This is a genomic window from Pararhizobium sp. DWP3-4, from assembly GCF_049898205.1.
In the GTDB taxonomy this organism is placed as follows: Bacteria; Pseudomonadota; Alphaproteobacteria; order Rhizobiales; family Rhizobiaceae; genus Pararhizobium.
On record NZ_JAFCXF010000002.1, the window covers coordinates 104279 to 127752 of the forward strand.

Annotated in this window: 27 protein-coding genes and 2 tRNA genes; 15 read left to right on the forward strand and 14 right to left on the reverse strand. The window is 61.4% G+C overall.

Annotated features, from left to right (window positions below; all coding sequences use genetic code 11):
• Nucleotides 1–209: 209 nt before the first annotated feature.
• On the reverse strand, nucleotides 210–1208 hold the full coding sequence (locus tag ACP7E6_RS05645; RefSeq protein ID WP_426228764.1) for an NAD(P)H-quinone oxidoreductase: 999 nt from the start codon (nucleotides 1206–1208) through the stop codon (nucleotides 210–212).
• 312 nt (nucleotides 1209–1520) lie between these two features.
• Here ACP7E6_RS05645 and ACP7E6_RS05650 point away from each other — a divergent pair, with 312 nt between their 5' ends.
• Nucleotides 1521–1781 (forward strand): DUF1344 domain-containing protein, encoded by a 261-nt coding sequence (locus ACP7E6_RS05650; protein ID WP_426228766.1) that lies wholly within the window; start codon nucleotides 1521–1523, stop codon nucleotides 1779–1781.
• 119 nt (nucleotides 1782–1900) lie between these two features.
• Here ACP7E6_RS05650 and ACP7E6_RS05655 read toward each other — a convergent pair whose 3' ends face one another.
• The 3 genes from ACP7E6_RS05655 to ACP7E6_RS05665 all read right to left on the reverse strand — a co-directional run bounded on the left by ACP7E6_RS05655 (nucleotide 1901) and on the right by ACP7E6_RS05665 (nucleotide 4930).
• Nucleotides 1901–3706, reverse strand: a complete 1806-nt coding sequence (locus ACP7E6_RS05655) for a GGDEF domain-containing protein (protein ID WP_426228768.1) — start codon at nucleotides 3704–3706, stop codon at nucleotides 1901–1903.
• Between the two features lie 143 nt (nucleotides 3707–3849).
• Nucleotides 3850–4398, reverse strand: a complete 549-nt coding sequence (locus ACP7E6_RS05660) for an HdeD family acid-resistance protein (RefSeq protein WP_426228770.1) — start codon at nucleotides 4396–4398, stop codon at nucleotides 3850–3852.
• A gap of 94 nt (nucleotides 4399–4492) precedes the next feature.
• On the reverse strand, nucleotides 4493–4930 hold the full coding sequence (locus ACP7E6_RS05665) for an EamA family transporter (RefSeq protein ID WP_426228771.1): 438 nt from the start codon (nucleotides 4928–4930) through the stop codon (nucleotides 4493–4495).
• Nucleotides 4931–5083: 153 nt separating this feature from the next.
• Here ACP7E6_RS05665 and betI point away from each other — a divergent pair, with 153 nt between their 5' ends.
• From betI to betA, 4 genes are all read left to right on the forward strand, one after another.
• Entirely contained in the window at nucleotides 5084–5686 is a 603-nt protein-coding gene (gene betI, locus ACP7E6_RS05670; protein WP_426228773.1) for a transcriptional regulator BetI, read from the forward strand.
• Nucleotides 5683–7209, forward strand: a complete 1527-nt coding sequence (betC, locus tag ACP7E6_RS05675) for a choline-sulfatase (protein WP_426228775.1) — start codon at nucleotides 5683–5685, stop codon at nucleotides 7207–7209. Before betI ends, betC begins: the two co-directional genes overlap by 4 nt.
• Before the next feature lies 1 nt (nucleotide 7210).
• On the forward strand, nucleotides 7211–8674 hold the full coding sequence (betB, locus tag ACP7E6_RS05680) for a betaine-aldehyde dehydrogenase (protein ID WP_426228777.1): 1464 nt from the start codon (nucleotides 7211–7213) through the stop codon (nucleotides 8672–8674).
• 177 nt (nucleotides 8675–8851) lie between these two features.
• Nucleotides 8852–10504, forward strand: a complete 1653-nt coding sequence (gene betA, locus ACP7E6_RS05685) for a choline dehydrogenase (RefSeq protein ID WP_426229421.1) — start codon at nucleotides 8852–8854, stop codon at nucleotides 10502–10504.
• A 170-nt stretch (nucleotides 10505–10674) separates the two neighbouring features.
• Here the strand turns inward: betA and ACP7E6_RS05690 are convergent, their stop codons facing one another.
• Together ACP7E6_RS05690 and ACP7E6_RS05695 are read right to left on the reverse strand one after the other, a co-directional pair.
• On the reverse strand, nucleotides 10675–11154 hold the full coding sequence (locus tag ACP7E6_RS05690) for a DUF6644 family protein (protein WP_426228779.1): 480 nt from the start codon (nucleotides 11152–11154) through the stop codon (nucleotides 10675–10677).
• On the reverse strand, nucleotides 11154–11492 hold the full coding sequence (locus tag ACP7E6_RS05695; RefSeq protein ID WP_426125316.1) for a DUF6152 family protein: 339 nt from the start codon (nucleotides 11490–11492) through the stop codon (nucleotides 11154–11156). Before ACP7E6_RS05695 ends, ACP7E6_RS05690 begins: the two co-directional genes overlap by 1 nt.
• Before the next feature lie 356 nt (nucleotides 11493–11848).
• Between ACP7E6_RS05695 and ACP7E6_RS05700 the strand changes: the two genes are divergently transcribed.
• Genes ACP7E6_RS05700 through cysN form a run of 3 tightly spaced genes read left to right on the forward strand, consistent with a single transcriptional unit; the run spans nucleotide 11849 to nucleotide 15152 of the window.
• Nucleotides 11849–12649 (forward strand): phosphoadenylyl-sulfate reductase, encoded by an 801-nt coding sequence (locus ACP7E6_RS05700; RefSeq protein WP_426228781.1) that lies wholly within the window; start codon nucleotides 11849–11851, stop codon nucleotides 12647–12649.
• A gap of 41 nt (nucleotides 12650–12690) precedes the next feature.
• A complete protein-coding gene (gene cysD / locus ACP7E6_RS05705) occupies nucleotides 12691–13644 on the forward strand; it encodes a sulfate adenylyltransferase subunit CysD (protein WP_426124970.1) in 954 nt (317 codons plus the stop codon).
• Nucleotides 13644–15152 (forward strand): sulfate adenylyltransferase subunit CysN, encoded by a 1509-nt coding sequence (gene cysN, locus ACP7E6_RS05710; RefSeq protein WP_426228783.1) that lies wholly within the window; start codon nucleotides 13644–13646, stop codon nucleotides 15150–15152. Before cysD ends, cysN begins: the two co-directional genes overlap by 1 nt.
• Nucleotides 15153–15533: 381 nt before the next feature.
• Here the strand turns inward: cysN and ACP7E6_RS05715 are convergent, their stop codons facing one another.
• Nucleotides 15534–15776, reverse strand: a complete 243-nt coding sequence (locus tag ACP7E6_RS05715; RefSeq protein WP_426228784.1) for a hypothetical protein — start codon at nucleotides 15774–15776, stop codon at nucleotides 15534–15536.
• A 70-nt stretch (nucleotides 15777–15846) separates the two neighbouring features.
• Nucleotides 15847–16326, reverse strand: coding sequence for a DUF2938 domain-containing protein (locus ACP7E6_RS05720; RefSeq protein ID WP_426228785.1), 480 nt, complete (start codon nucleotides 16324–16326; stop codon nucleotides 15847–15849).
• Between the two features lie 375 nt (nucleotides 16327–16701).
• On the opposite strand from ACP7E6_RS05720, the gene ACP7E6_RS05725 reads away from it, so the two are divergent.
• Complete coding sequence (locus ACP7E6_RS05725; RefSeq protein ID WP_426228786.1) at nucleotides 16702–16911, forward strand: hypothetical protein; 210 nt, start codon at nucleotides 16702–16704, stop codon at nucleotides 16909–16911.
• Nucleotides 16912–17105: 194 nt separating this feature from the next.
• Here the strand turns inward: ACP7E6_RS05725 and ACP7E6_RS05730 are convergent.
• A tRNA-Pro gene (locus ACP7E6_RS05730) sits at nucleotides 17106–17182 on the reverse strand.
• A gap of 377 nt (nucleotides 17183–17559) precedes the next feature.
• On the opposite strand from ACP7E6_RS05730, the gene ACP7E6_RS05735 reads away from it, so the two are divergent.
• Nucleotides 17560–17970: a hypothetical protein gene (locus ACP7E6_RS05735; protein ID WP_426228787.1), complete on the forward strand. Its 411-nt coding sequence runs from the start codon at nucleotides 17560–17562 to the stop codon at nucleotides 17968–17970.
• An 83-nt stretch (nucleotides 17971–18053) separates the two neighbouring features.
• Here ACP7E6_RS05735 and ACP7E6_RS05740 read toward each other — a convergent pair whose 3' ends face one another.
• Both ACP7E6_RS05740 and ACP7E6_RS05745 read right to left on the reverse strand, forming a co-directional pair.
• Nucleotides 18054–18230 carry a YegP family protein gene (locus ACP7E6_RS05740; RefSeq protein WP_113316089.1) on the reverse strand — a complete coding sequence of 59 codons (177 nt, stop codon included), beginning with the start codon at nucleotides 18228–18230 and terminating at the stop codon, nucleotides 18054–18056.
• Between the two features lie 274 nt (nucleotides 18231–18504).
• Nucleotides 18505–18578, reverse strand: a tRNA-Gln gene (locus ACP7E6_RS05745).
• 368 nt (nucleotides 18579–18946) lie between these two features.
• On the opposite strand from ACP7E6_RS05745, the gene ACP7E6_RS05750 reads away from it, so the two are divergent.
• Genes ACP7E6_RS05750 through ACP7E6_RS05760 form a run of 3 tightly spaced genes read left to right on the forward strand, consistent with a single transcriptional unit; the run spans nucleotide 18947 to nucleotide 20642 of the window.
• On the forward strand, nucleotides 18947–19243 hold the full coding sequence (locus tag ACP7E6_RS05750; protein WP_426228788.1) for a cupin domain-containing protein: 297 nt from the start codon (nucleotides 18947–18949) through the stop codon (nucleotides 19241–19243).
• Between the two features lie 11 nt (nucleotides 19244–19254).
• Nucleotides 19255–20187, forward strand: a complete 933-nt coding sequence (locus tag ACP7E6_RS05755; RefSeq protein WP_426228789.1) for an MBL fold metallo-hydrolase — start codon at nucleotides 19255–19257, stop codon at nucleotides 20185–20187.
• Nucleotides 20187–20642, forward strand: coding sequence for a thiol-disulfide oxidoreductase DCC family protein (locus tag ACP7E6_RS05760; RefSeq protein WP_426228790.1), 456 nt, complete (start codon nucleotides 20187–20189; stop codon nucleotides 20640–20642). Before ACP7E6_RS05755 ends, ACP7E6_RS05760 begins: the two co-directional genes overlap by 1 nt.
• Nucleotides 20643–20673: 31 nt before the next feature.
• On the opposite strand, the gene ACP7E6_RS05765 is transcribed toward ACP7E6_RS05760, so the two are convergent.
• Nucleotides 20674–20838, reverse strand: a complete 165-nt coding sequence (locus tag ACP7E6_RS05765) for a hypothetical protein (RefSeq protein ID WP_426228791.1) — start codon at nucleotides 20836–20838, stop codon at nucleotides 20674–20676.
• Nucleotides 20839–20941: 103 nt separating this feature from the next.
• Between ACP7E6_RS05765 and ACP7E6_RS05770 the strand changes: the two genes are divergently transcribed.
• Nucleotides 20942–21838 carry a LysR substrate-binding domain-containing protein gene (locus ACP7E6_RS05770; protein ID WP_426228792.1) on the forward strand — a complete coding sequence of 299 codons (897 nt, stop codon included), beginning with the start codon at nucleotides 20942–20944 and terminating at the stop codon, nucleotides 21836–21838.
• Nucleotides 21839–21848: 10 nt separating this feature from the next.
• Here the strand turns inward: ACP7E6_RS05770 and ACP7E6_RS05775 are convergent, their stop codons facing one another.
• Together ACP7E6_RS05775 and ACP7E6_RS05780 are read right to left on the reverse strand one after the other, a co-directional pair.
• Nucleotides 21849–22757 (reverse strand): DUF1499 domain-containing protein, encoded by a 909-nt coding sequence (locus ACP7E6_RS05775; protein WP_426228793.1) that lies wholly within the window; start codon nucleotides 22755–22757, stop codon nucleotides 21849–21851.
• 45 nt (nucleotides 22758–22802) lie between these two features.
• Entirely contained in the window at nucleotides 22803–22955 is a 153-nt protein-coding gene (locus ACP7E6_RS05780; protein WP_426228794.1) for a hypothetical protein, read from the reverse strand.
• A 124-nt stretch (nucleotides 22956–23079) separates the two neighbouring features.
• Between ACP7E6_RS05780 and ACP7E6_RS05785 the strand changes: the two genes are divergently transcribed.
• The gene (locus ACP7E6_RS05785) at nucleotides 23080–23463 is read left to right on the forward strand and encodes a hypothetical protein (RefSeq protein ID WP_426228795.1); all 384 of its coding nucleotides are present in this window, start codon (nucleotides 23080–23082) and stop codon (nucleotides 23461–23463) included.
• Nucleotides 23464–23474: the final 11 nt, after the last annotated feature.

Below are 23474 nucleotides of genomic sequence, written 5' to 3' on the forward strand. Positions count from 1 at the left end.
AAAAGGCCCGGACCGTATCTTCTTGAAGACACGACCCGCAGGAAGGTGTGTTCAGATCGAGGGCTGCCTCGTTCCGATCACTACAACTCCCATGCCCGTTACGAGGTTTATAATCTCATTAGACACTGGATCACCTTCCTTTCGTTCAATTGATGATGGGATAAAGGTAATCCGATTCTTGCCGATTGCAAGAGCCCCTGCTTTAGACTTTAGAACGTCATGACGATCTTGCCGATGTGATCGCCGGCTTCCATCAGGCGGTGCGCTTCGGCGACCTCGGTGAACGGTACGATCGCGTGCATCACCGGGGCGATGTCGCCGTCCTCCAGCAACGGCCAGACATTGTCCTCCAGATCGTCGCGGATCGATTCCTTCTCGACGGCCGTGCGCGGCCGCATGGCGGAGCCCATGATGTGCAGGCGCTTGCCGAGGACGGCTGCGATGTTGGCTTTTTCGACCACGGCGCCGCCGAGGAAGGCGATGATCGACAGGCGGCCGTCCTTGGCGAGGCAGCCGATGTTGCGGTCGAAATAGGGCGCACCGACCATGTCGAGGATGACATCGACGCCGCGTCCGCCGGTTTCCTCGAGGATCACCGACTTGAAATCCTCCTCGCGATAATTGATCGCCCGCTTGGCACCCAGCGCACTGCAGGCGTCGCATTTGTCCTTGCTTCCAGCGGTGACGAAGACTTCGGCGCCAAAGGCGCGGGCCAGCTGGATGGCGGTGGTGCCGATGCCGCTGGAGCCGCCATGGATAAGGATCTTTTCGCCTTCGACCAGATCGGCCATCTGGAAGACATTGGCCCAGACGGTGAAGAAGGTTTCCGGCAATGCCGCCGCACGCGCCGCATCATAGCCTTTCGGCCAGGGCATCGCCTGCGTCGCCGGCAGCGCGCAAAATTCGGCATAACCGCCGCCATTGGCAAGGCCGCAGACCTTGTCGCCGACGATAAACCCTTCGGCCCCCTCGCCCATGGCCACCACTTCACCGGCGACTTCCAGGCCCAGGATCGGGCTTGCGCCCGGCGGCGGCGGATAATTGCCCAGCCGCTGCAGCACATCGGGGCGGTTGACGCCTGCGGCTTCGACACGGATCAGAATGTCGCCGGGCTTCATTTCCGGCAATGGCCCGCGTGCCAAAACCATCTTTTCCGGACCGCCGGGGGACGGCAGGTCGACATAGGTCATTTCGCTCGGCAGGGTCACGGTCTTCTCCTTGATCGGTGCTGACCGCTTATCTAGCGCGCCGGATGAAAACGGCAAAGCCGCTGTTTTTCATCCGCCACCCGCACCGGTTCGACTCAAAGGCTATGCGGGCATGGCTCAGCGCCGCATCGTGGCGAAATTGGGCCGTCCGCGGTGCTGAAAAGATTAAGTTTCTTTAATTTGAAACCGCTGAAAACCCGGCCTAGCGTTGCAGTCGAACCGGGAGCCGCCGGCGGCTCGCAAGCCGCGACGCGACGGGCTTCGGACGGTTTCGAGACGGTCCCGTGCGCGGGACCAAACAAGGACGACACCATGCGTGCTCTTCTGACCTCATTGACGATCCTTTCCGCCATCTCCCTGTCATCGGCCGCCTTTGCGGCCAGCACCACGACCGGAACCATCCGCGCCTATGACATGAAGGCGATGACCGTGACCTTGAAGAACGGCACCAAATTCATGCTGCCGGCGTCCTTCAACAATCCGGGCCTCAAGGTCGGTGAAAAAGTGACGATCGCCTATGAGACAATGGGCAAGAAGCATCAGGCAACGGCAATCACGCCCGTCATGCACTGATCCCGTTCGCATGAGCGTCCCCGATCGCGGCCAGACGCTTCGGGATCATGCAGAAGCGGGCTGGAACCCATGATGGGTTCCAGCCCGTTTTCGTTGAGCAAGACCAGTGCTATGCGCGCTCACCCCTGTGCGGCGCCAAACGTCTCGAAGACCAGGCCGTCATCGCTTTCCTTGGCGCGGCTCTTGATCTCGGCGATGCGGGTGCTGACGGCCTGCGCGTCGGAGAAGACAAAGCCTTCCGGCAAGATAAGTACGGCGATCGAGCAACGCATCAGCGGAAAGATGGAGGTCTCGCCGCTGCGGCCATGGCCGGTCATGTAGCCGGCCTCGCGGTGCTCCGGCGAATAGAGCTGGCGAACGTCGCTGCGGAATTCGCAGAGAACACGGAAGAGAACGGTCGCAACCTCCTCGCGTGTCCAGCCGCTGACGCCGATGAAGAAATCGTCGCCGCCGACATGGCCCAAAAACTTTTCCTCGCCGATGAAATGGCGGCGCATCAGGGCGGCAAACAGCGAGATCGCCAGGTCGCCCTTCTGGAAGCCGTAGTGATCGTTGAACGGCTTGAAGCTGTCGAAATCGCAATAGCAGAAATAGCGGGCCTCGTCGGCATCGAGCACCGCACCCTGCACATAGTCGCGAATGGCGCGGTTGCCCGGCAGGCCGGTCAAAGGGTTCTGTTCCTGCGCCGTCTTCAGCTGCTTTTCGCTGATGATCTTCAGGAGCGACGACGCCGACAGGATGCCGGCATAGCGCATGTTTTCCGTCAGAATCACGCAATCGCTGCCATCCATACCGGCAAAGATCTTCAGCATCTCATCGGCCGGCGTCTCCAGATCGGCAATCGGCGCCGGGCTGACGAAATGCGAGATATGGCGCTGATAGAGATGGTTCTTCAGGAGATCGCGGCCGAAGGGGTGATAGATCATTTCCTTGACGTGATATTCATGCAGCACGCCGCGCGGTTCGCCATTGGCGTTCAAAACCGGGAAGAAGCTGCGCTGCGGCGAGCGGCGGAACAGTTCGAACACCGAATCCAGATCGTCGTTCTCGCGCAGCGCCGGCACCTGTTCGATCTGCTTGCGGATCAGGATGCTGTCCAGCGAGGTCGATTGGCGCCGCGCGCCGGCGGTTTGCTCCAGATGCGGATAGGCCGGCTGCAGATCGGCGAGATGCACGGTCGGACGGGCGACGAAATAGCCCTGGACGAGATCGCAGCCGAGATCGCGGCAGATGGCAAATTCGGCTTCGGTCTCGACCCCTTCGGCGATCACCCTTGTGCCGAGAACATGGGCGGTGTTGACCGTATGGCGCACCATATGGCGTTTGCGCGGGCTGGATTCGATGCCGGAGATGAAATGCCGGTCGATCTTCAGATAGTCCACCGGCTGGTCGCAGAGCAGTTTCAAACCGTTGAAGCCGACACCGAAATCATCGATCGCCAGCTTGAAACCCGCCAGCCGCAGCCGTTTCACCAGGCCGGAAAAATCCGGCATCTTGCCGCTGTCGAAGCGTTCCGACAGTTCGAAGCAGATCGACGACGGCGGAATATTCGATCGTTTGAGGTGCTTGCCGAGCCGCTCGACCAGATCGCCTTCGTGGCCGATCAACCGGCTGTCGAAATTGACGAACAGGGTGCGCGCGGAAAAATCCGGCAGGCTGGCAAATCCGGCAAAGGCGCGGGTGTTGATCATGTGCTCCAGCGCCAGAAGCTGGCCTGCCTCCTCGGCCTTGTCGAGCAGTTCGATCGGCGACTTGAAGCCCAACCGCTCGAAGCCGCGCATCAGTGTTTCGTAGCCGAACACGGAACCCGTGGCGATTTCGGCGATCGGCTGGAAGGCATTTTCGATCGCAAGCTTGGCCAGCGTGACGATCTGGTCGTTGCCAAAACGGCGCAAAGACAACATTTCGGCGGGGACGGCGGACATGGGGAACTCCGGAGGCGATGTAGGATCGCGCGAAGAATCGTTCCACAGGCCTGAATTTTCCGTTTCGCCAACATGACAGTTTGATGAAAGTTCAATGACTGCCGGGAGTTAGCGGCAGGCGCAATCACATCTTCCAAACCGTCCTATCCTTTGGCGAGAACCCCGAAGGCAATGAGGGCAAGGCCCTGCATGACCAGATCGATCGCCAGGAACAGGCCGAGGATCCACAGGCTGTTGACCGGCCAACCGGCGGCAATGATCAGGCCCGCGAGAAGCGTGACGAGACCGCCGAGCGCGATCCATCCCCAGCCGGCAAGCGGCCGCAATTTGAACGCCGTCCAGATCCGGAAGCCTCCGGCGATGATCAGGGCAGCGGCCATCAGCAATGTCAGAGCGGCGGAGGCGAGCAACGGGTTGAGGAACGCAAAGACGCCGGCGACGGTGTAACAGGCGCCGCTGAGTATCCAGTAGAACACGCTTTCCCATTTCTTGACGCGGAAGGCCTGCATCAGGTGCAGCACGCCGCCGATCAGCATGATCATGCCGACATAATAGACGGAGGCGACCGTCGCGGCCATGACATTGCCGAAGGCGATGCCGCCGCCCATGATCAGCGCCACGCCGAGGGCGACAAACCATCCCCACTTTTCCTTCAGCGAAGGCCTGAGAGCAATACTGACAGCTTCAACCATGATGCAACCTCCAGATATTTCATCATTTTCATATGTAATCCTGGATAGAATAACAACATTTTAACATGCGCTGCCCGGCTTCAGAATTTCGCATTCAAATCTTCAGCGCCAGGAGCACGGCGCCGCAGCCGACCATGCAGACACCGAGCCAATGGGCGGCAGAGAGCCGCTCGCCGAGGAACAGCACCGCGAACATGGCGACCAGCACGACGCTGAGCTTATCGACCGGCGCGACCTGCGCCGCATTGCCCATTTTCAGCGCCCGGAAATAGCAGAGCCACGACGCCCCCGTCGCCAGCCCCGACAGGACGAGAAACAGCCAGCTTTTGCCAGATACCGTCGAGGGCTCCTGCCAGTTGCCGGTCAGGAACAGCATCAGGGCGATGGCAAACAGGATGACGATGGTGCGGATGAAGGTGGCGAAATCGGAATTGACGTTTTCAATGCCGATCTTGGCGAAGATGGCGGTAAGAGCAGCAAAGGCGGCGGACAGAAGCGCCCAGGCCTGCCAGGAGGAGAACAGGGATTTCATGGGCGCGCATCCTCTTGCTCGGCCGCTCGCGACAGCCATTGCCAGTTGAACCCGGGATTGTTTCAGTGGCAAGAAAATCCTTGTCAGAGCCTCGATTTTTTATTGATTGATGGATCAATCAAAAATACACTGACGGCAACACAGGGAACAATGATGCCGAAAGTCGGAATGGAACCGGTGCGCCGCAAGGCGCTTGTCGATGCGGCGCTGCATGTGATCGGCGACCAAGGTACGCTGTCGGTCACCATGTCCGACATCGCCCGGCAAGCCGGCGTTTCGGCGGCGCTCGCCCATCATTATTTCGGCAGCAAGGAGCAGCTGCTGGTCGAGACGGTGCGGTCGCTGCTGAAGCAGTTGCGCGACGACACGGTGACGGCCCTGAGCGCCGCCTCAACGCCGCGCGAGCGGCTGTCGGCGATCGTGCGGGTGAGCTTCCAGGCCGACCAGTTTTCGCCGGAGACCATTGCCGCCTGGCTTGCCTTCTACTCCGAGGCGCAGCGTTCGGAAGAGACGCGCCGGTTCCTGGTGATCTATGCGCGGCGGCTGCATTCCAATCTGGTTTCCAATCTCAAGCAGCTCTGTGTCGCAGATGATGCGCAGCGCATCGCAGAGGGTACGGCGGCGATGATCGACGGGCTTTATATTCGCCGGGCGCTAGGCTCTTCGCCGGTGACGGCGGACGCTTCGATCGCGCTCACCGACGACTATATCACGCTCAATCTCAATGCCCGCCAGCCACAGGACAATGCCGCATGACGACCAGGCCGAACATTCTCATCATCATGGTCGACCAGCTGAACGGAAAGTTCTTTCCGGACGGTCCGGCGGACTTCCTGCACGCGCCGCATATGAAGGCGCTGGCCAAGCGCTCGGCACGCTTCCGCAACAACTACACCTCCTCGCCGCTCTGCGCTCCTGCCCGCGCCTCGCTGATGGCCGGGCAATTGCCGAGCCGCACGCAGGTCTATGACAATGCCGCCGAATATGTCTCGTCGATCCCGACCTATGCCCATCACCTGCGCCGCGCCGGCTATTATACGGCGCTGTCGGGCAAGATGCACTTCGTCGGACCCGACCAGCTGCACGGCTTTGAGGAGCGGCTGACGACGGATATTTATCCCGCCGATTTCGGCTGGACGCCGGATTACCGCAAGCCGGGCGAGCGGATCGACTGGTGGTATCACAATCTCGGCTCCGTCACCGGCGCCGGTATTGCCGAGATCACCAACCAGATGGAATATGACGACGAGGTGGCGTTTCTGGCCAACCAGAAGCTCTATCATCTCAGCCGCGAACAGGATGACGAGGCCCGCCGCCCGTGGGCGCTGACCGTCTCGTTCACCCATCCGCACGACCCCTATGTGGCGCGCCGCAAATTCTGGGATCTCTACAACGATTGCGACCAGCTGCTTCCCGAGGTCGGCGACATCCCGCTTGCCGAGCAGGACCCGCATTCGCAGCGGCTGATCCTTGCCTGCGACTACCGGAATTTTTCGGTCACCGAAGACAATGTCCGCCGTTCGCGGCAGGCCTATTTCGCCAATATTTCCTATCTCGACGAAAAGGTCGGCGAACTCGTCGATACGCTGACCCGCACCCGCATGCTGGACGACACGCTGATCCTGTTCTGCTCGGATCACGGCGACATGCTCGGCGAGCGCGGGCTATGGTTCAAGATGAACTTCTTCGAGGGTTCGGCCCGCGTACCGCTGATGGTCGCCGGTCCCGGCATCACCCCCGGCCTGCATCTGGCGCCGACCTCCAACCTCGATCTGACGCCGACGCTCTGCGATCTCGCCGGGATTTCGATGGACGAGATCATGCCCTGGACCGACGGCGAAAGCCTGGTTCCGGTGATCAACGGCGCGGAGCGTATTGCGCCGGTGCTGATGGAATATGCCGCAGAGGGCTCCTATGCGCCGCTGGTCGGCATCCGCGAGGGCAAGTGGAAGTACATTCACTGCGCGCTCGATCCGGACCAGCTCTACGATCTCGAGGCCGACCCGCTGGAATTGACCAACCTTGCCACCGTGCCCGCACATGCGCCGACTTTGCGTGCCTTCCAGGCGATGCGCGACAGCCGCTGGGACATGGAAGCCTTCGATTCCGCCGTGCGCGAAAGCCAGGCGCGGCGCTGGGTGGTCTACGAGGCGCTGAGGAATGGCGCCTATTATCCCTGGGATCACCAGCCGCTGCAAAAAGCATCCGAGCGCTACATGCGCAACCACATGAATCTCGACAATCTCGAAGTGTCCAAACGCTTTCCGCGAGGGGAATAAGATGAAAGCCCAGCCACCAGCCTCCCATTTCATCGACGGCGAATATGTCGAGGATATCAACGGCGCCGCCTTCGACAGCATCTATCCGGCCACCGGCGAAGTGATCGCCCGGCTGCATGCCGCAACCCCTGCCATCGTCGACAAGGCGATCGCCAGCGCCAAGCGCGCGCAGGGCGAATGGGCCGCCATGAGCCCGACGGCGCGCGGCCGCATCCTCAAGCGCGCCGCCGACATCATGCGTGCGCGCAACCGCGAACTGTCGGAGCTGGAAACGCTCGATACCGGCAAGCCGATCCAGGAGACCATCGTCGCCGATCCGACCTCGGGCGCCGATGCGTTCGAATTCTTCGGCGGCGTCGCGGCAGCGGCGCTGAACGGCGATTACATCCCGCTCGGCGGCGATTTCGCCTTTACCAAGCGGGTGCCGCTCGGTGTCTGCGTCGGCATCGGCGCCTGGAACTATCCGCAGCAGATCGCCTGCTGGAAGGGTGCACCGGCGCTGATATCCGGCAATGCCATGGTGTTCAAGCCGTCGGAAAACACGCCGCTCGGCGCCTTGAAGATCGCCGAAATCCTGTTCGAGGCCGGCCTGCCGAAGGGCCTCTACAATGTTATCCAGGGTGACCGCTCCACCGGGCCGCTCTTGGTCAACCACAAGGATGTCGCCAAGGTGTCGCTGACCGGCTCGGTCGAGACCGGCCGCAAGGTGGCGGGCGCCGCCGCTTCCCAGCTGAAGCACGTGACGATGGAGCTTGGCGGCAAGTCGCCGCTGATCGTTTTTGACGACGCCGATCTCGAAAGCGCCATCGGCGGCGCCATGCTCGGCAATTTCTATTCGACCGGCCAGGTCTGCTCGAACGGCACCCGCGTCTTCGTCCAGAAGGGCATCAAGCAGAAATTCCTGTCGCGGCTGAAGGAGCGCACCGAAAAGATCATCATCGGCGACCCGATGGTTGAGGAAACCCAGCTCGGCCCGATGGTGTCGCGCGCACAGCTCGACAAGGTGTTTGCCTATATCGAAAAGGGCAAGGCCGAGGGCGCGACGCTTCTGACCGGCGGCGGCATTCCGAATGATGTGCCGGCCGAAGGCACCTACATCCAGCCGACCGTGTTTGCCGACGTCACCGACGCGATGACCATCGCCCGGGAAGAGATTTTCGGGCCTGTCATGTGCGTGCTCGATTTCGACAACGAGGACGAGGTGATCGCACGTGCCAACGGCACCGAGTTCGGGCTTTCGGCCGGTGTCTTTACGTCCGACCTCACCCGCGCCCACCGCGTCGTCGATCGGCTCGAAGCCGGCACGCTGTGGATCAACACCTATAACCTGGCACCGGTGGAAGTGCCGTTCGGCGGATCCAAGCAGTCCGGTTTCGGGCGCGAAAATTCGCTGGCGGCGCTCAATCACTACACGGAGCTGAAGAGCGTCTACGTGGCGATGAGCCCGGTGCAGTCGCCTTATTGACGGAATCCTGCGGCTGATCTCCCCCCTTGAGGGGGAGATGTCCCGGAGGGACAGAGGGGGGTGGCTCTCCTCGAACTCCGGGCTGGCCCACCCCCCTCTGTCGGCAACGCCGACATCTCCCCCTCAAGGGGGGAGATGACCGAACCACCGCATGCCGAACCAAAAGAGGCCTATTCCATGCACAGCGCAGATTTCGTCATCATCGGTTCGGGCTCCGCAGGCTCCGCACTCGCATACCGCCTGTCCGAGGACGGCAAGAATACGGTGCTGGTATTGGAGTTCGGCGGCAGCGATTTCGGGCCGTTTATCCAGATGCCGGCGGCGCTGGCATGGCCGATGAGCATGAGCCGCTACAACTGGGGTTATCTCTCCGAGCCCGAGCCGAACCTCAACAACCGCAGGATCACCGCACCGCGTGGAAAAGTGATCGGCGGGTCGTCGTCGATCAACGGCATGGTCTATGTGCGCGGCTCGATGGAAGACTATAACGAGTGGGAAGCGCTTGGCGCCCGCGGCTGGGGCTATGCCGACGTGCTGCCCTATTTCAAGCGGATGGAAAATTCGCATGGCGGCGAGGACGGCTGGCGCGGCACCGACGGGCCGCTGCATGTGCGGCGCGGCTCCTACAAGAACCCGCTGTTCAAGGCCTTCGTCGATGCCGGACAGCAGGCCGGCTTCGAGCTGACCGACGACTATAACGGCTCCAAGCAGGAAGGTTTCGGCCTGATGGAGCAGACCGTTCATAACGGCCGGCGCTGGTCGGCGGCATCGGCTTACCTCAAGCCGGCCTTGAAGCGCCCCAATGTCGAACTCATCCGCTGCTATGCGCGAAAAATCGTCATCGAGAACGGCCGGGCTGTCGGGGTCGAAATCGAGCGCGGTGGCAAGATCGAGGTGGTGAAGGCCAACCGAGAGGTGATCGTCTCGGCCTCCTCGTTCAACTCGCCGAAGCTCTTGATGCTGTCGGGCATCGGTCCGGGCGCGCACCTGAGGGAGATGGGCATCGCGGTGAAGGCCGACCGGCCGGGTGTCGGCGCCAATCTGCAGGACCATATGGAATTCTATTTCCAGCAGGTTTCGACCAAACCGGTGTCGCTCTATTCTTGGCTGCCCTGGTTCTGGCAGGGGGTTGCGGGTGCACAATGGCTGTTCACCAAGTCGGGGCTTGGCGTCTCCAACCAGTTCGAGGCCTGCGCCTTCCTGCGTTCCGCCCCCGGCATCAAGCAGCCGGATATCCAGTATCACTTCCTGCCGGTGGCGATTTCCTATGACGGCAAGGCGGCGGCAAAGAGCCACGGCTTCCAGGTGCATGTCGGCTACAACCATTCGAAATCGCGTGGCTCGGTGACGCTGCGCTCGCCCGACGTCAAGGCCGATCCGGTCATCCAGTTCAACTATATGAGCCATCCGGAAGACTGGGAAAAATTCCGCCACTGCGTCCGCCTCACCCGCGAGATCTTCGGCCAGCAGGCGTTCGACCAGTATCGCGGCCCGGAAATCCAGCCGGGCGAGAGCGTGACGACCGACGACCAGATCGACGCCTTCCTGCGCGAGCATCTGGAAAGCGCCTATCACCCCTGCGGCACCTGCCGGATGGGCGACAAGAACGATCCGATGGCAGTGGTCGATCCGGAAACCCGCGTCATCGGTGTCGATGGGCTGCGCGTGGCCGATTCATCGATCTTCCCGCATGTCACTTATGGCAATCTCAACGGTCCCTCGATCATGACCGGCGAAAAGGCCGCCGATCACATTCTCGGCAAGCAGCCCCTGCCCCGCAGCAATCAGGAACCGTGGATCAACCCGCGCTGGCAGACCAGCGACCGGTAAAGGTGTTGCAGCTCTGTGGTCATCATCTTCGCGCTGATGGCAGCCTCCGAAACAGTGATCGTCTCGCTATCCTCGATTTCGAAAAGCATGATGTAGTCGGTTGAGCCGAATGGAAATGAGACCGTCCGTGCCGAGCGCCCGTCATCGACCGTCTCGGCGGAATGTCCCCCTCACAGAAAGCCGATCCACCTGCCCGCCAGAACCGCACCGATCCACACAGCCAGCGATACAAACGCGGCGAGACGAACGCGGATGGAAAGAAGACCATCCGCAATTGCTGCGCGCCAATGCGGATGAAGATGCAGCAAGAGCGCATTGGCGACGCCGAAACAGAGGAGCGCGACCTTCGTCAGGAAAGCGACATTCGTCGCGTAAGCAAGCGGACGCACGCTGAAAAGGCAAAAGCCGGTGACGATTGCCAGCAGGAGGCCCGTCGCCGCCATGCGCGAGAGGAGCGGGCCGACCACGCTGACGGGCACATGTCCGAAAAACCCGAGCAGCCTCAGGTCAAGCGGCAGGATGGCTCCCACCAAAAGCCCGATCGACAGGATATGTGCGGCATTGACGAAGAGGTACAGCGTCGCCGAGCCGCGCATCGCCACGGCGACGGGCCATGCCCCAATCCATGCCAGAAGATCCGGCCCGCTCATCAATTCGTCCGTATGCGCTCCGGATAGATGTCATAGACCTTGCCGGAAACGGTGATCCGGACGGCTTTCAGTCTTTTCTCTTCGGGATCGAGCGAGCGATTGCCGAGCACAACGACTGAATCGCCGGCCTTTGCCGATCCTTGAACGAAGCCTGACCGTTCCGTCTGCCGGGGATTGCCCAGTTCGATCAGCCAGACGCCATCCGTCTGGGTTTCAACATTCAGCGTCGGATGCGGCGGCGCCATCGAAATCTCGCGGATCGTTCCGGAAAGCTCGATCTGATCGGCCTCGGCCCAGGACCAGCCGTGATGCGCGTAGGCGCTTGCAGTAATCATCATCCCGATGAGGCTACCGGTGACAAAGCGCAAGGAAAATGCTCCGGCCATCTCGTGTCTCCTTTTTTGCGACAGGCGATCAGGAAAAACTGGAGCTACAGATGAAAAGAAAAAGGGCCATCACCGATTCTTGAACAGAAGAAGTTGCCGGCAAACAAAGGTGACGGGGGCCGCCGTTCGTTTTCACCACCTCCCGCTAATTGTAAAGAAGGAATAATCTATCAAATTACTAGGTTTTCTTAGAATTTTCCGGTTCGGAGAGATATTTGCTCTGATCCGCCAACATTAGAAATCCATTTTTCTGTCTTTTGTCACACACGGCTGCGATATTCCCTAACAACACAACAGGATATCCTCCCATGACATCCGCATCGCTTGAAAACCGCGCCATAGCGCTCAACAGCCAGCTGGAAAGCCTCGATCTGTCCGGCCGGCTGGCGTTGATCGCATCGCTTGAGGGCAAATCGGTTTTCACCACCAGCCTTGGTATCGAAGACCAGGTCATCACCGCTGCCATCGGCACCGGCAAACACGGCATCGAGGTTTCGACACTCGAAACCGGCCGCCTCTTCAACGAGACCGTGGCGTTGATCGACAAGACCGAAGAGACCTATGGCATCCTGATCAAGCGGTTTTATCCCGAGCAGGACGATATCGATGCCTACGCCGCCAAATACGGTTTGAACGGCTTTTACGACAGCGTCGAAGCCAGGCACGCCTGTTGTGGCGCGCGCAAGGTGAAGCCACTTGCGCGCGCACTCGAAGGGGCATCCTTTTGGATCACCGGCCTGCGCCGCGGCCAGTCGGGCAACCGTGCCGACACGCCGTTTGCCGAAGCCGACCTCGACCGTGGCCTGATCAAGATCAATGTGCTGGCCGACTGGGACATCGAAAAGATCCGTGCCCATGTCGCTGATGAAGCGATCCCGGTCAATCCGCTGCATGCCCGTGGGTACCCGTCGATCGGCTGCGAACCCTGTACCCGCGCCATCAAGCCGGGCGAGCCGGAGCGCGCCGGCCGCTGGTGGTGGGAAAACGACGAGACGCGCGAATGCGGCCTCCATGTCGCAGAAACCGCAGCCTCGGCTATCCCGCCAACCTCATCGATCTCAAGCAGCCCGCTTTCCAGCAGCCCCCTCTCCAGCAGCATTGCGCGATAATCCGCGCAGGCTCGTATCACAGACACTCCCGGAGACTTGAAATGCCCAGTACTCTTCCGGAAACGGAACTGCATAATCCGCAGACTGCCAAGACACCGCTCGACCCGCATCTGAAGGCGCTTGAGAACGAGGCGATCCACATCTTTCGCGAAGTGGCCGCCGAATTCGACAAGCCGGTCATGCTCTACTCCGTCGGCAAGGATTCCTCCGTCCTGCTGCACCTGGCGCGCAAGGCGTTCTATCCCGGCCGGGTGCCATTTCCGCTCTTGCATGTGAACACCGGCTGGAAATTTGCCGAGATGATCGCGTTCCGCAACGACATCGTCAAGACATACGATCTCGACTTCATCGAGCACATCAATCCCCGCGGCAAGGCCGAGAACGTCACGCCGTTTACCCACGGTTCGGCGCTGTTCACCGACATCATGAAGACCGAAGGCCTGCGTCAGGCGCTGGATGCCGGCGGTTTCGACGCCGCTTTCGGCGGCGCCCGCCGCGATGAGGAAGCCAGCCGCGCCAAGGAACGCATCTATTCTTTCCGCACGCCCGAGCATCGCTGGGATCCGCGCGCACAGCGTCCCGAACTCTGGAACGTCTATAACGGCATGATCCGCAAGGGCGAAAGCGTGCGCGCCTTCCCGCTGTCGAACTGGACCGAGGTCGATATCTGGCGCTACATCCAGGTGGAAGACATCCCGCTGGTGCCGCTCTACTATGCCAAGGAGCGCCCCTATATCGAGCGCGACGGCATGATGATCCTGGCCGAAGATCCACGGCTGGAATTACAGCCGGGCGAAACCGTCCAGCACGGCTCGATCCGTTTCCGCACCCTTGGCGACTTTCCGCTGACGGGCGCCATCCCCTCTCAGGCCACCAACCTTGAAGAGGTCATTGCCGAACTGGAAATCGCCACGGTTTCCGAACGGCAGGGCCGCGCCATCGACCGCGATCAGTCCGGCTCAATGGAAAAGAAGAAGCGCGAAGGATATTTCTGATGACCGTTTCCGCAACCGCTCAAGCGACTGAGATTACCACCGGCACGATCACCGCTTTCCCGGCAGTCGAGCCCACGCGCGCGGTGCGCGACACGCGCCCGCTGCGCCTCATCACCTGCGGCAGCGTCGATGACGGCAAGTCCACCCTGATCGGGCGTCTGCTCTGGGATACCAAGGCGGTCAAGGAAGACCAGGCAGCAACGCTGCGCCGTGACAGTGGCAAGCAGAACGATCTCGGCCTGCCCGATTTCGCGCTTCTGCTCGACGGCCTGCAGGCTGAACGTGAACAGGGCATCACCATCGATGTCGCCTATCGCTATTTCGCCACCGACAAGCGCTCCTTCATCGTCGCCGACACGCCCGGCCACGAACAGTATACCCGCAACATGGCAACCGGCGCCTCGACCGCCGACCTCGCCGTGCTGCTCGTCGATGCCCGCACCGGCCTGCTCGAACAGACCCGCCGCCATGCGACCATCGCCTCGCTGATGGGCATCAAGCAGTTCGTTCTGGCCGTCAACAAGTTCGATCTCGTCGGTTATGACCGCGCCCGTTTCGAGCAGATCACCCACGAATTCCGCGAACTCGCCGTATCGCTCGGCGTGCGCCAGATCACCGCCATCCCGATGTCGGCGCTGAAGGGCGAAAACGTCGTCTATGACGGCAAGGCTTCGATGCCCTGGTACGAGGGCCAGACCTTGGTCGAAGCGCTGGAACTGGCAACCGTCCGCTCCGCCCAGACGGTCGGCTTCCGCCTGCCGGTACAGCGCGTTTCGCGCCCCGGCGAAAGCTTTCGCGGCTATCAGGGCACGGTTGCCGGCGGTTCCGTCAAGCCTGGCGACAGTGTCGTCATCCTGCCGTCGGGCATGGTGGCCAACGTCACCAAGATCGTCACCTTCGATCTGGTGCGCAACGCCGCCGTTGCCGGCGATGCGATCACCCTCGTGCTCGACCGCCAGGTCGACGTGTCGCGCGGCGACATGATCGTTTCGCTCGAAAGCCAGCCGCAGGTCGGTCTCGATTTCGATGCTCACCTCGTTGCCCTGCAGTCGGAAGGCATTCAGCCGGGCCGGCGCTACTGGCTGAAAAGCGGCTCGCGCCGCCAGCGCGTCACCGCCAACCCGTTCAGCCAGCTTGACCTGAAGACCGGCAATTGGCACCAGCGGACGGGCGTCCTGGCGATGAACGGCATCGGCAAAGTCCATCTTTCCTTCGACGAGAATGCCGTTTTCGACGCCTATGAACAGAACCGCACCACCGGCGCCTTCATCCTGATCGATCCGGACACCAACAACACGGTGGCCGGCGGCATGATCACCGCCAAGCGCTCCTCGGTGACCGGCCTTCGTTCGGACGAGACCCGCGTGGTCCTGTCGCTGCCGGCCGACCTGGCCGACCAGCTGATGGCAACCGAGCTGTTCTCGCGCCGCCGCGACGAAACCGACCTGCTGCGTATGACTGCCAGTGAAGCGTCGCAGATCTTCGAGGATGCCGCCGGCGGCATCTGACATGGTTTGTCTCGCACGCGCTGGCGCCGACAAGAGGTCGATGGCGGCGCTTGCGGCCATTTCTCTAACAGGCTGATGAAAAACCCTGAAGATGATGATTTGACGAAAGCCGCACCCCACTCTCAGTCCTCCTCGCCCTTGTGGCGGGGATCCAGCGACCCGACGTCTGTCGGGTCAAAAAACTCTTTCAGCTCAATGACTTGAGCTGGCTGGATTCCTGTGACGGGCACAGGAATGACGGAGGATTTGGCAATCGCATAATTTCCAAAATGATCTACCAAATGCCGAGAGAATGACTTTATCAGCAGCCTGCAAAAGCGTTGGAAGTGTCGGCGGCCTCGTAACCTCAGCGGCCATTCAACCGTTCAATATCTGACGCGATCAGCTCCCCGCCTCGACGATCGCCTTCAGCCGCTCCAGATCGGCTGCCTTCAGCGCATCGTCCTCCAGATCGCGCAGCGGCTTGAACCAAGCGGCGGCTTCGCTCAGCGGTTCGGCATAGGGCGCCGGGTATCCGCCGAGGCCAAGCACCCATTCGCGCACGGTTTCGCGCTCCATGCGGCCTGCCTTGTAGCGGTCGTGGATGCTGGTCACGGAAGCGATCAGGTCGTCTATCTTTTTCAAGTCATGTCCTCAAACGGCGTTGTGCGCGACAGCCATAACATGCCGGTGGCTGTGGCCAGAAACATCTTGCTCACGCCAGGAGCAGTGCCGTGCCGTACATGCCGGCGGCAAACACCGTGTGCGAGAGAAAATTCAGCAAACGCACCTTGTTGGCATTCGGCAGTTTCGAGGCCGCCCAGCCGATACCGAGGCCCGGCTGCAGCAGGAACCAGCCGGCGCCGATGGTGACGATGCCGACGATCCAGGCCGGCAGGAAGGTCGGTGCTGCCAGCCATAAAGGCCCGGTGACGGCGACGAGCAGGATGCCATAGGCGATGCCGACGGCATAATGGCTGATCCAGCCGAGCGCCTGCTCGTGGGCATAGGGCTCGGCCGTGCCGATATCGTCGTGAAAGACTTTTCCGGTGCGCAGGTGCCAGAACCAGCGCCCGACCGGCGCCCAGTTCGGCTTGCTCTGGCCAGCCAGCAGGAACAGCAGCAAGGCCCAGACATCCATCAGCACGGTGCCGCCAACGCCGATTGCCACGCTGCGCCATAAAATATCGAACATCGCGGAAATTCCTGCTGAGAAGCCGGGTGACCGCCGGGACAGCGGGCGCGGGAGATGACGGGGGCTGCAACACTGCAGAGATCAGCCGTTGTAATTCACATTTCGTTTTTCGGTCAAGCAAGACTGCGGTGCGATACAGGGGAGAGCGCCGGTCCAGGGACGGGAGGCCTGATCCAGCCGCCTTGCCGGTGCAAGCGCAGGTGCGCAGGTCATCAGCCGGTAACCATCTCTTTCATTTCCCGCCCTGACGGCGGTCGAAATACGGCGGATGCCGTATGTCCCTTGGACGCTGACCGGCCTAGGCACGGATTCTTCCTGCGCATGCAGCGAAGACACGCTCCGTTTGGAGCCTGTCAGCACTAAAGGAGACAGATCATGAAGTTCATTTTTGCCGTTGCGGTATCGTGCACCCTGGCCGGTGCGGCATTTGCCGCCACCGCGCCCTCGCCCATGAAGAAGCTATCCGTTGTGACGAATCAGGCGGGGTTTGAAGTCGCTTACGGCGCCGCTCGGCAGAACGCATTCGGCACCTCCAAGGGCAAAGACGGCGGGCCCGGGAGCGGCAAGTCGCCCCATTGGGGCTGAACCAGCCCCTCCCCTCGGTCACAGACTGGGGGGAGGACTTATCCGCGGTGGGGATGCTTCGCGCTCGGTTACGCCGCTGAACGCGAGCAGACAAGGCACACAGCCAACTGCCGCACAAACGGACGATCCGTTTTGAGGCAATCTGAAAAAATCCGAGATAAGGGGACACAAGGCTTTGAAAGCCTTGAACAAGCTGGTCGGAGTGAGAGGATTCGAACCTCCGACCCCGTCGTCCCGAACGACGTGCGCTACCAGGCTGCGCTACACTCCGTGACCAGCGGCGCCTCTATAGAACAGCATTTTCCTTTCCACAAGGCGCAATTGTGAAAAATCGGCAAGCGGCCTGAAAACAACAGGATAAGTCGCGCGACAACACCGGAACCGACACCGTCCGGCATCTTCCGCCAGCCCGTAATACGACCGCCCCGTCGCCGCTTTCGCCGGATTTCCGCAGCCATCCGCCGCCCCTGCTGGGGCCTTTCGGCAACGCTTGCAAATTTATGCGCATGACCGCGCATATAAGTCGTTGCGCCGATTTTCTTTCAATCGGTTTAGCGCTAGAGGCTGAGGCGACAAGCCTTGGCTGCCAGCGCTTTGCGCCGCCGGGGCGACCGATGTTTCAGAACGAAAGCCAAAGGACGTGACCAGATGAATTTCCGCTTGATGACTGTGGCTGGCCTTGCGCTGGCACTTGCCGGCTGCACCACCGTGGGCCCGGCCCGCAATGCCGTCGAAGCCCGCTGGAAGGGCCAGCCCGCCGGCGTCTTCTTCGCCGCCTTCGGCCCGCCGCAGTCGGACGTTTCCAGCGGAGACATGACGGTCTATTCCTGGAAGGGCGGCTACAAGAAGCGGAAGATCCCGGCGCAATATGCCGAAGGCGAAAACGGCAAGAAGGGCAAGAAGACCGCCTCTGCCCGCACCGAATTCCTCTCCTGCTCCGTCCAGCTCAACGTTTCCTCCGACTACGTCATCCGCTCGATCACGGTACTCGGCGACATCAAGAAATCGTCCGGCCCGAGCTGGTGCGAGGAGTTTTTGGCGGGCGACCAGGCGAAGTAAGGTTTTTTGCCACGGACTGTGCTGATACAACAAAGCCCGCCGATCTTCACCGGCGGGCTTTGTTTTGAGACATTTAATGAGATTCAGCTATTATCCTCAACGGGCGCAACGGGGCCATTTTTCTTGATCGAATCGATGGCATTCTGAGCACTCGCCTTGCTGGAATAACCTTCCGTCGCAAACATCACTTCGTTGTTGTATTTGAAGCGAACACGAAATTCGCCAGCCTTGTCTTTGTAGATTTCAAACTTGTGAGCCATGTGCTCCCCCTCTTATCAGCGTGAATCAAGCCAGCTTAACGTGGCAGCCGCGACCGGCGTTGGCAAGTTTGAACCTGATGTAAAGCGAACGGCGCGCCGGCGAAAATCGGCGATTTTCTCTTTTTGGGCCGCCGGACCAACGCGCTATCTTCTGCAACGTTTCTAAGGGGCAGGCATAGCCCGCTCAATGTTCATCTAGAGGATCCACAAAGCCGCCATACCAAGGGGGGCCTTGATATGATCTACAGATTTGAAAAACAACGAGAAATTAAAATGGCTGGGGCGCCTGGATTCGAACCAGGGGTGCCGGTACCAAAAACCAGTGCCTTACCACTTGGCTACGCCCCAACGCTTGGCGCGAACATATTGCCCTGCCAAATCGAGAGCCGGTTTAGCAAAGCCGCACGTCTGCGACAATGTTTAAGTTTGGGTTTTGCGTGGATTTTTTTGCGTAATTGTGGACGTGGGGCGGGTTACCCCCTCTGTCGGCGACGCCGACATCTCCCCCACAAGGGGGGAGATTGACCGCAAGCTGAGTGCGGCCCTTACTTTGGTTTCCGAGCTATGAAGGAAATGAATGATCTCCCCCTTGTGGGGGAGATGTCACGCAGTGACAGAGGGGGGTGAAAGCGGCAAACACTGTGCAAGGTGATAAGCCAAGGCCCTTCACATCCCCCTTCCCGCCCTCTAGTCTCCATGCAAACCCGGAGACCCCCATGAGCATTTTTCGTGCCCGACCGCCTGCCAAGCCGACCGTTCTTCTCGATGACGATGTTGTCAGGATTACCCGCTGGGATTTCGAGCCGGGGGCGGATACCGGGCATCATGTGCATGGCATGGGCTATGTGGTCATCCCGATGACCGATTGCCGGTTTCTTCTGGAGGAGCCGGGCGGCGAGCGGCGGGTGGATATCGCCAAGGGCCAGGCCTACCGGCGCGAGGCCGGCGTCGAGCACAATGTCGTCAATGCCGGCAAGGAGTTCATGTCGTTCATCGAAGTCGAGTATAAGTGAAGAGACGGCGCATGGACGGTCCGGATTTCGACCTCGACTTCAAGCCCGCCCATGGCGAGGCGGTGACGGTGGCAGACGGCGTTCAACGCATCACCGTCAACAATCCCGGCCCCTTCACCTTCCACGGCACCAACAGCTACATCGTCGGCGGCACATCGGTTGCGGTGATCGATCCGGGGCCGGAGGACGAAGCGCATTTTCAGGCGCTGCTCACGGCGCTGAACGGCCGCAAGGTCACCCATATTGCCGTCAGCCACACCCACCGCGACCACTCGCCGCTCGCCCGGCGGCTGAAGGCGGAAACCGGCGCGCTGATCGTCGCCGAAGGGCCGCACCGGGCGGCGCGGCTGCTGCATTCAGGCGAGATCAATCCGTTCGCCGAAAGCTCGGACATGGATTTCATGCCGGACATCGCGCTGGCCGATGGCGACCGGGTAGAAGGCGACGGCTGGTCGTTGACCGCGCTTCTGACCCCCGGCCATACCGCCAACCATGCGGCTTTCGCGCTCAGTGGCCCTCAAGAGACCGGCATCGTCTTTTCCGCCGATCATGTCATGGCCTGGGCGACCTCGATCGTCGCGCCGCCGGATGGATCGATGACCGATTACATGGCCTCGCTGGAAAAGCTGCTTGGCCGCGACGACCGGCTCTACCTGCCCGGCCATGGCGGCCCGGTACAGCAACCCGCGGCATTTCTACGCGGCCTGCGCGCCCACCGGCGGATGCGCGAGCGCGCCGTGCTGGAGCGGGTGCGGGCCGGCGACAGCCATATAACCGACATGGTCAAGGTGATCTACGCCACCACCGATCCGAGGCTGCATGGCGCTGCCGCGTTGTCGGTGTTTGCCCATCTGGAGGACCTGCTCGAGCGCGGCCAGGTCGAGACCGACGGAGCGCCCTCGCTGACCGGCGCTTTTCGCCTTGCACCCGGCGGGGCAAGCTGATGCAGCCGAGACCGGCCTATAGCTACCGCAGCGATCCGTCAGTACCGGGTTTTGCCGACGATCATCCGATCATCGTCTTCGATGGCGAATGCATCTTCTGCTCGGGCTGGGTGAATTTCGTTCTGCGCCACGACGAACAAGGCCGTTACCGTTTCATCACCGCGCAATCGGCGCTCGGCGCGGCGCTCTACCGGCACTATGGCCTCGACAGCCGCGACTACGAAACCAATATCCTGATCGAGCGCGGCATCGCCTATCTGAAATCCGAGGGGTCGTTGCGCATGGCGGCCGGGCTCGGCTTTCCGTGGAGGCTTGCAAGCGCCCTGCGCATCATTCCGAAAAGCATCCGCGATCCGCTCTACGAACTGGTGGCGCGCAACCGCTACCGGATCGCCGGCCGCCGCAACACCTGCTTCATGCCGAAGCCGGAGCATCGGGCCCGGTTCATTGCATAGGCTGCCGGCGTCTTCGGCTTTAGCATCGAGATCACCAGTCCGCTGACCGGCCGGATCGTTTGCCATAGCGGCTGGCTTCGTCCGGGCTCCGGCTGAACCGCTCGGCGCTGCCGTCCAGAAATGTCCGGGGCCGGGCGCCGTACTGGAAGGTTACGAGCAGAATGACGTCCAACCAGAATCTGAGGAGCGTCGTCATTGTCATCGTCCTTTTCAAATCCAACGATGGCTGAGTATGATCCCGCTTGCCGGCCGGCGACAAACGAGCTTAATGTCGCCTTCGAATGACTTGAGGTTATGCGATGAAGCGCGGACGTTTACCCCTGACCGCCCTGCGCAGTTTCGAAGCAGCCGGAAGGCTGGAGAGTTTTACGCTGGCGGCGGACGAACTGTTCGTCTCGCAAGCGGCCATCAGCCGCCAGGTGCGCGAACTGGAGGCGCTGCTTGGTACTGCCTTGTTCACGCGGCATCATCGCCAAGTGCGCCTGAGCACTGAGGGTGCCCGGCTGCTCGAAACGCTGGCTTCCGCCTTTGATGGCATCGATGCGCGGCTGGAGGAAATCAGGGCGTCGAAGGCTCCTGCGCTTTTGACCATCGATGCCGAACCGGCATTTGCCAGTTGCTGGCTGGTGCCCCATCTCGCCGGTTTTCGGGCGCTGCATCCGCAAATCGATGTTTCGGTGGAATCCGAGGCCCGGCTCGTCGAGTTTCGGGGCAGTGCGACGGAACTCGCTATCCGCCACAGCGCCAAGGCAACCGCCTGGCCACGTTCCGAGGCCCGCAAGCTGTGTGAGGTCGCGATGATACCGGTCCTGTCGCCAGCAATCCTGACCGGGCCGCCGCTTCTGACACCGCAGGACCTTTTATCTTACGCCCTGCTACACGAGGAAAACCGTGATGTCTGGACCCGCTGGTTTGCGGCAGCCGGGCTGACACCCGGCACAGAAGCGATGCGCGGCCCGATCTTTGCCGATTGTGCACTTGCCCTGCAGGCAGCGATGCGCGGCCATGGGATTGCGCTGGTCGATACCATTCTGGCGCAGGACGACCTTGACGCCGGGCGCGTCGTGCAGCCGTTCGATCTATCGATTCCGCACGGAGCCTATTTTCTGGTGGCGCGCGACTTCGCCCAGCTTTCGCCGGAAGCCCTGGCCTTTGTCGCGTGGATTACCGATTGCTTTGCCCAGGCGTCCGGCTGACGGCACGGGATCAATCCCCGGCGATCCCGAGCAATTCCGCATCGAGCGCATGCAAAAACTGGTCGGCGAAGCCGGCACCCCGGCCGAGATCGTGGGCGCCGTAACGCGAGGCGACGCGCATGTCGACGAAGGTGGTTTCAGCCTCTTCGCGCAGCCGGATCAGCACATCGAAACGCAAGCCGACGATCAGCGTGCGCCATTCGCCCTGAAGCAGGATATCGGAGGACCGCCGGCCCGGCGGCATTTCGCCCGTGACCACCTCCGGACGCGACAGCGGGATCGGCACATCATCGGGGTCGCTGTCGGCCGGGGCCGCGTCCGCAGGCTTGACCGCCATGTCTTCAAGGTCGGCCTCGGCATTTTCGACGCCTTCCTGCGCAACGATGGTGATGCCATTCTGCTCCGCCACGATCTTCACGCCCTGAAACACCCGGTCGAGCGCGCCATCGTAGCGGCGGCCGGTCAGCCCCGGATAGGCGATGATCTGTGCTTCCCGGTCGGCCGGCGTCACTTCGGGTGACCGCTTCAGCCAGCCCTGGGCCGCATCCGGCGGCTTGATCCAGGGTGGCGGCGTGACAGTGTCGGTGCTGACATCATAGATTGCCGGCTTGGAGAAATATTCGCCGACCACAAAGCCGGCGGCAGCGATGGGAACAGTCGCGTAGACAAGCGCCGCGAACGCGGCAATGCCGCCGACGGCAGCGACCTGCCAGAACCGGACGAAGCCGGCGATCGCCAGTATCACCGCAAGAACCGCCAGCCCCGCCGACAGCACAACAAGCGCCACGAAATGCGGCGTAACCAGCGGGCCGAACCGATGCGCCAGCAAGGCGCCGATAAACAGACCGAAGGCCAAGCGGGCGATCCGCCGCGCCCAGCGGGCGGCAACAGATGTCGGGCGCTCATACTTGATCATCATCTGGCAGAATCAATCCCTTGGCCGGACACGGCAACCATCTCCTGTTTAGAGCATCATGACGAAAGCTGTGAAGTGGTTTTCGCCGCGATCGCCGGGAGGGGCGCCGAGATCGCCGGGGAGGTGCGGATCCGCGCCGGACAGGACGGCAAACAGCAGCAATTCCGGCCATGCCGCAAATTCGCCATTCTCCTTGATCATGTCTTAACATGGGGATCAGCCGTGTTTTCCCGGTTCATGCGGCGTTGGACCGGTTTGCACACACATCGGAATTTCCAGGTGCGCAGGAAGACCTCTCTTCCTGCGGCTTGAAAGGAGAGTGAGCATGCTATCATCCAACATGGCCGCACCGGCCACCCAAACAGTGATACCGGCGTCCGACACCGGACTGACCATGGAACTGCTCGAACTTGAACTGTCGCTGGACGGCTTCACGACCGGGCCTGACGGCTTTGCCGCCCATGTCCGTGCGGCCGCCGCCGCGATCGACGGCGCCGTCCTGTTCGAATTGCCCGCCTCCGGCTTGGTCGCCGATTGCGACCGCATCGCAGTGCTGCGCATTCCCAAGGATGGCGGTGCCGTGATGGCAACGATCTTTGCCTGCCTGGAAACCGGCGGCAATACGATCCGCATCGAGACGCCCGACGAGACGACGGCGGATCTGAAGAATTTTGCCGAAGCCTTTGTGGATGTGTTGCAACGTATCTGATAGACAGATGC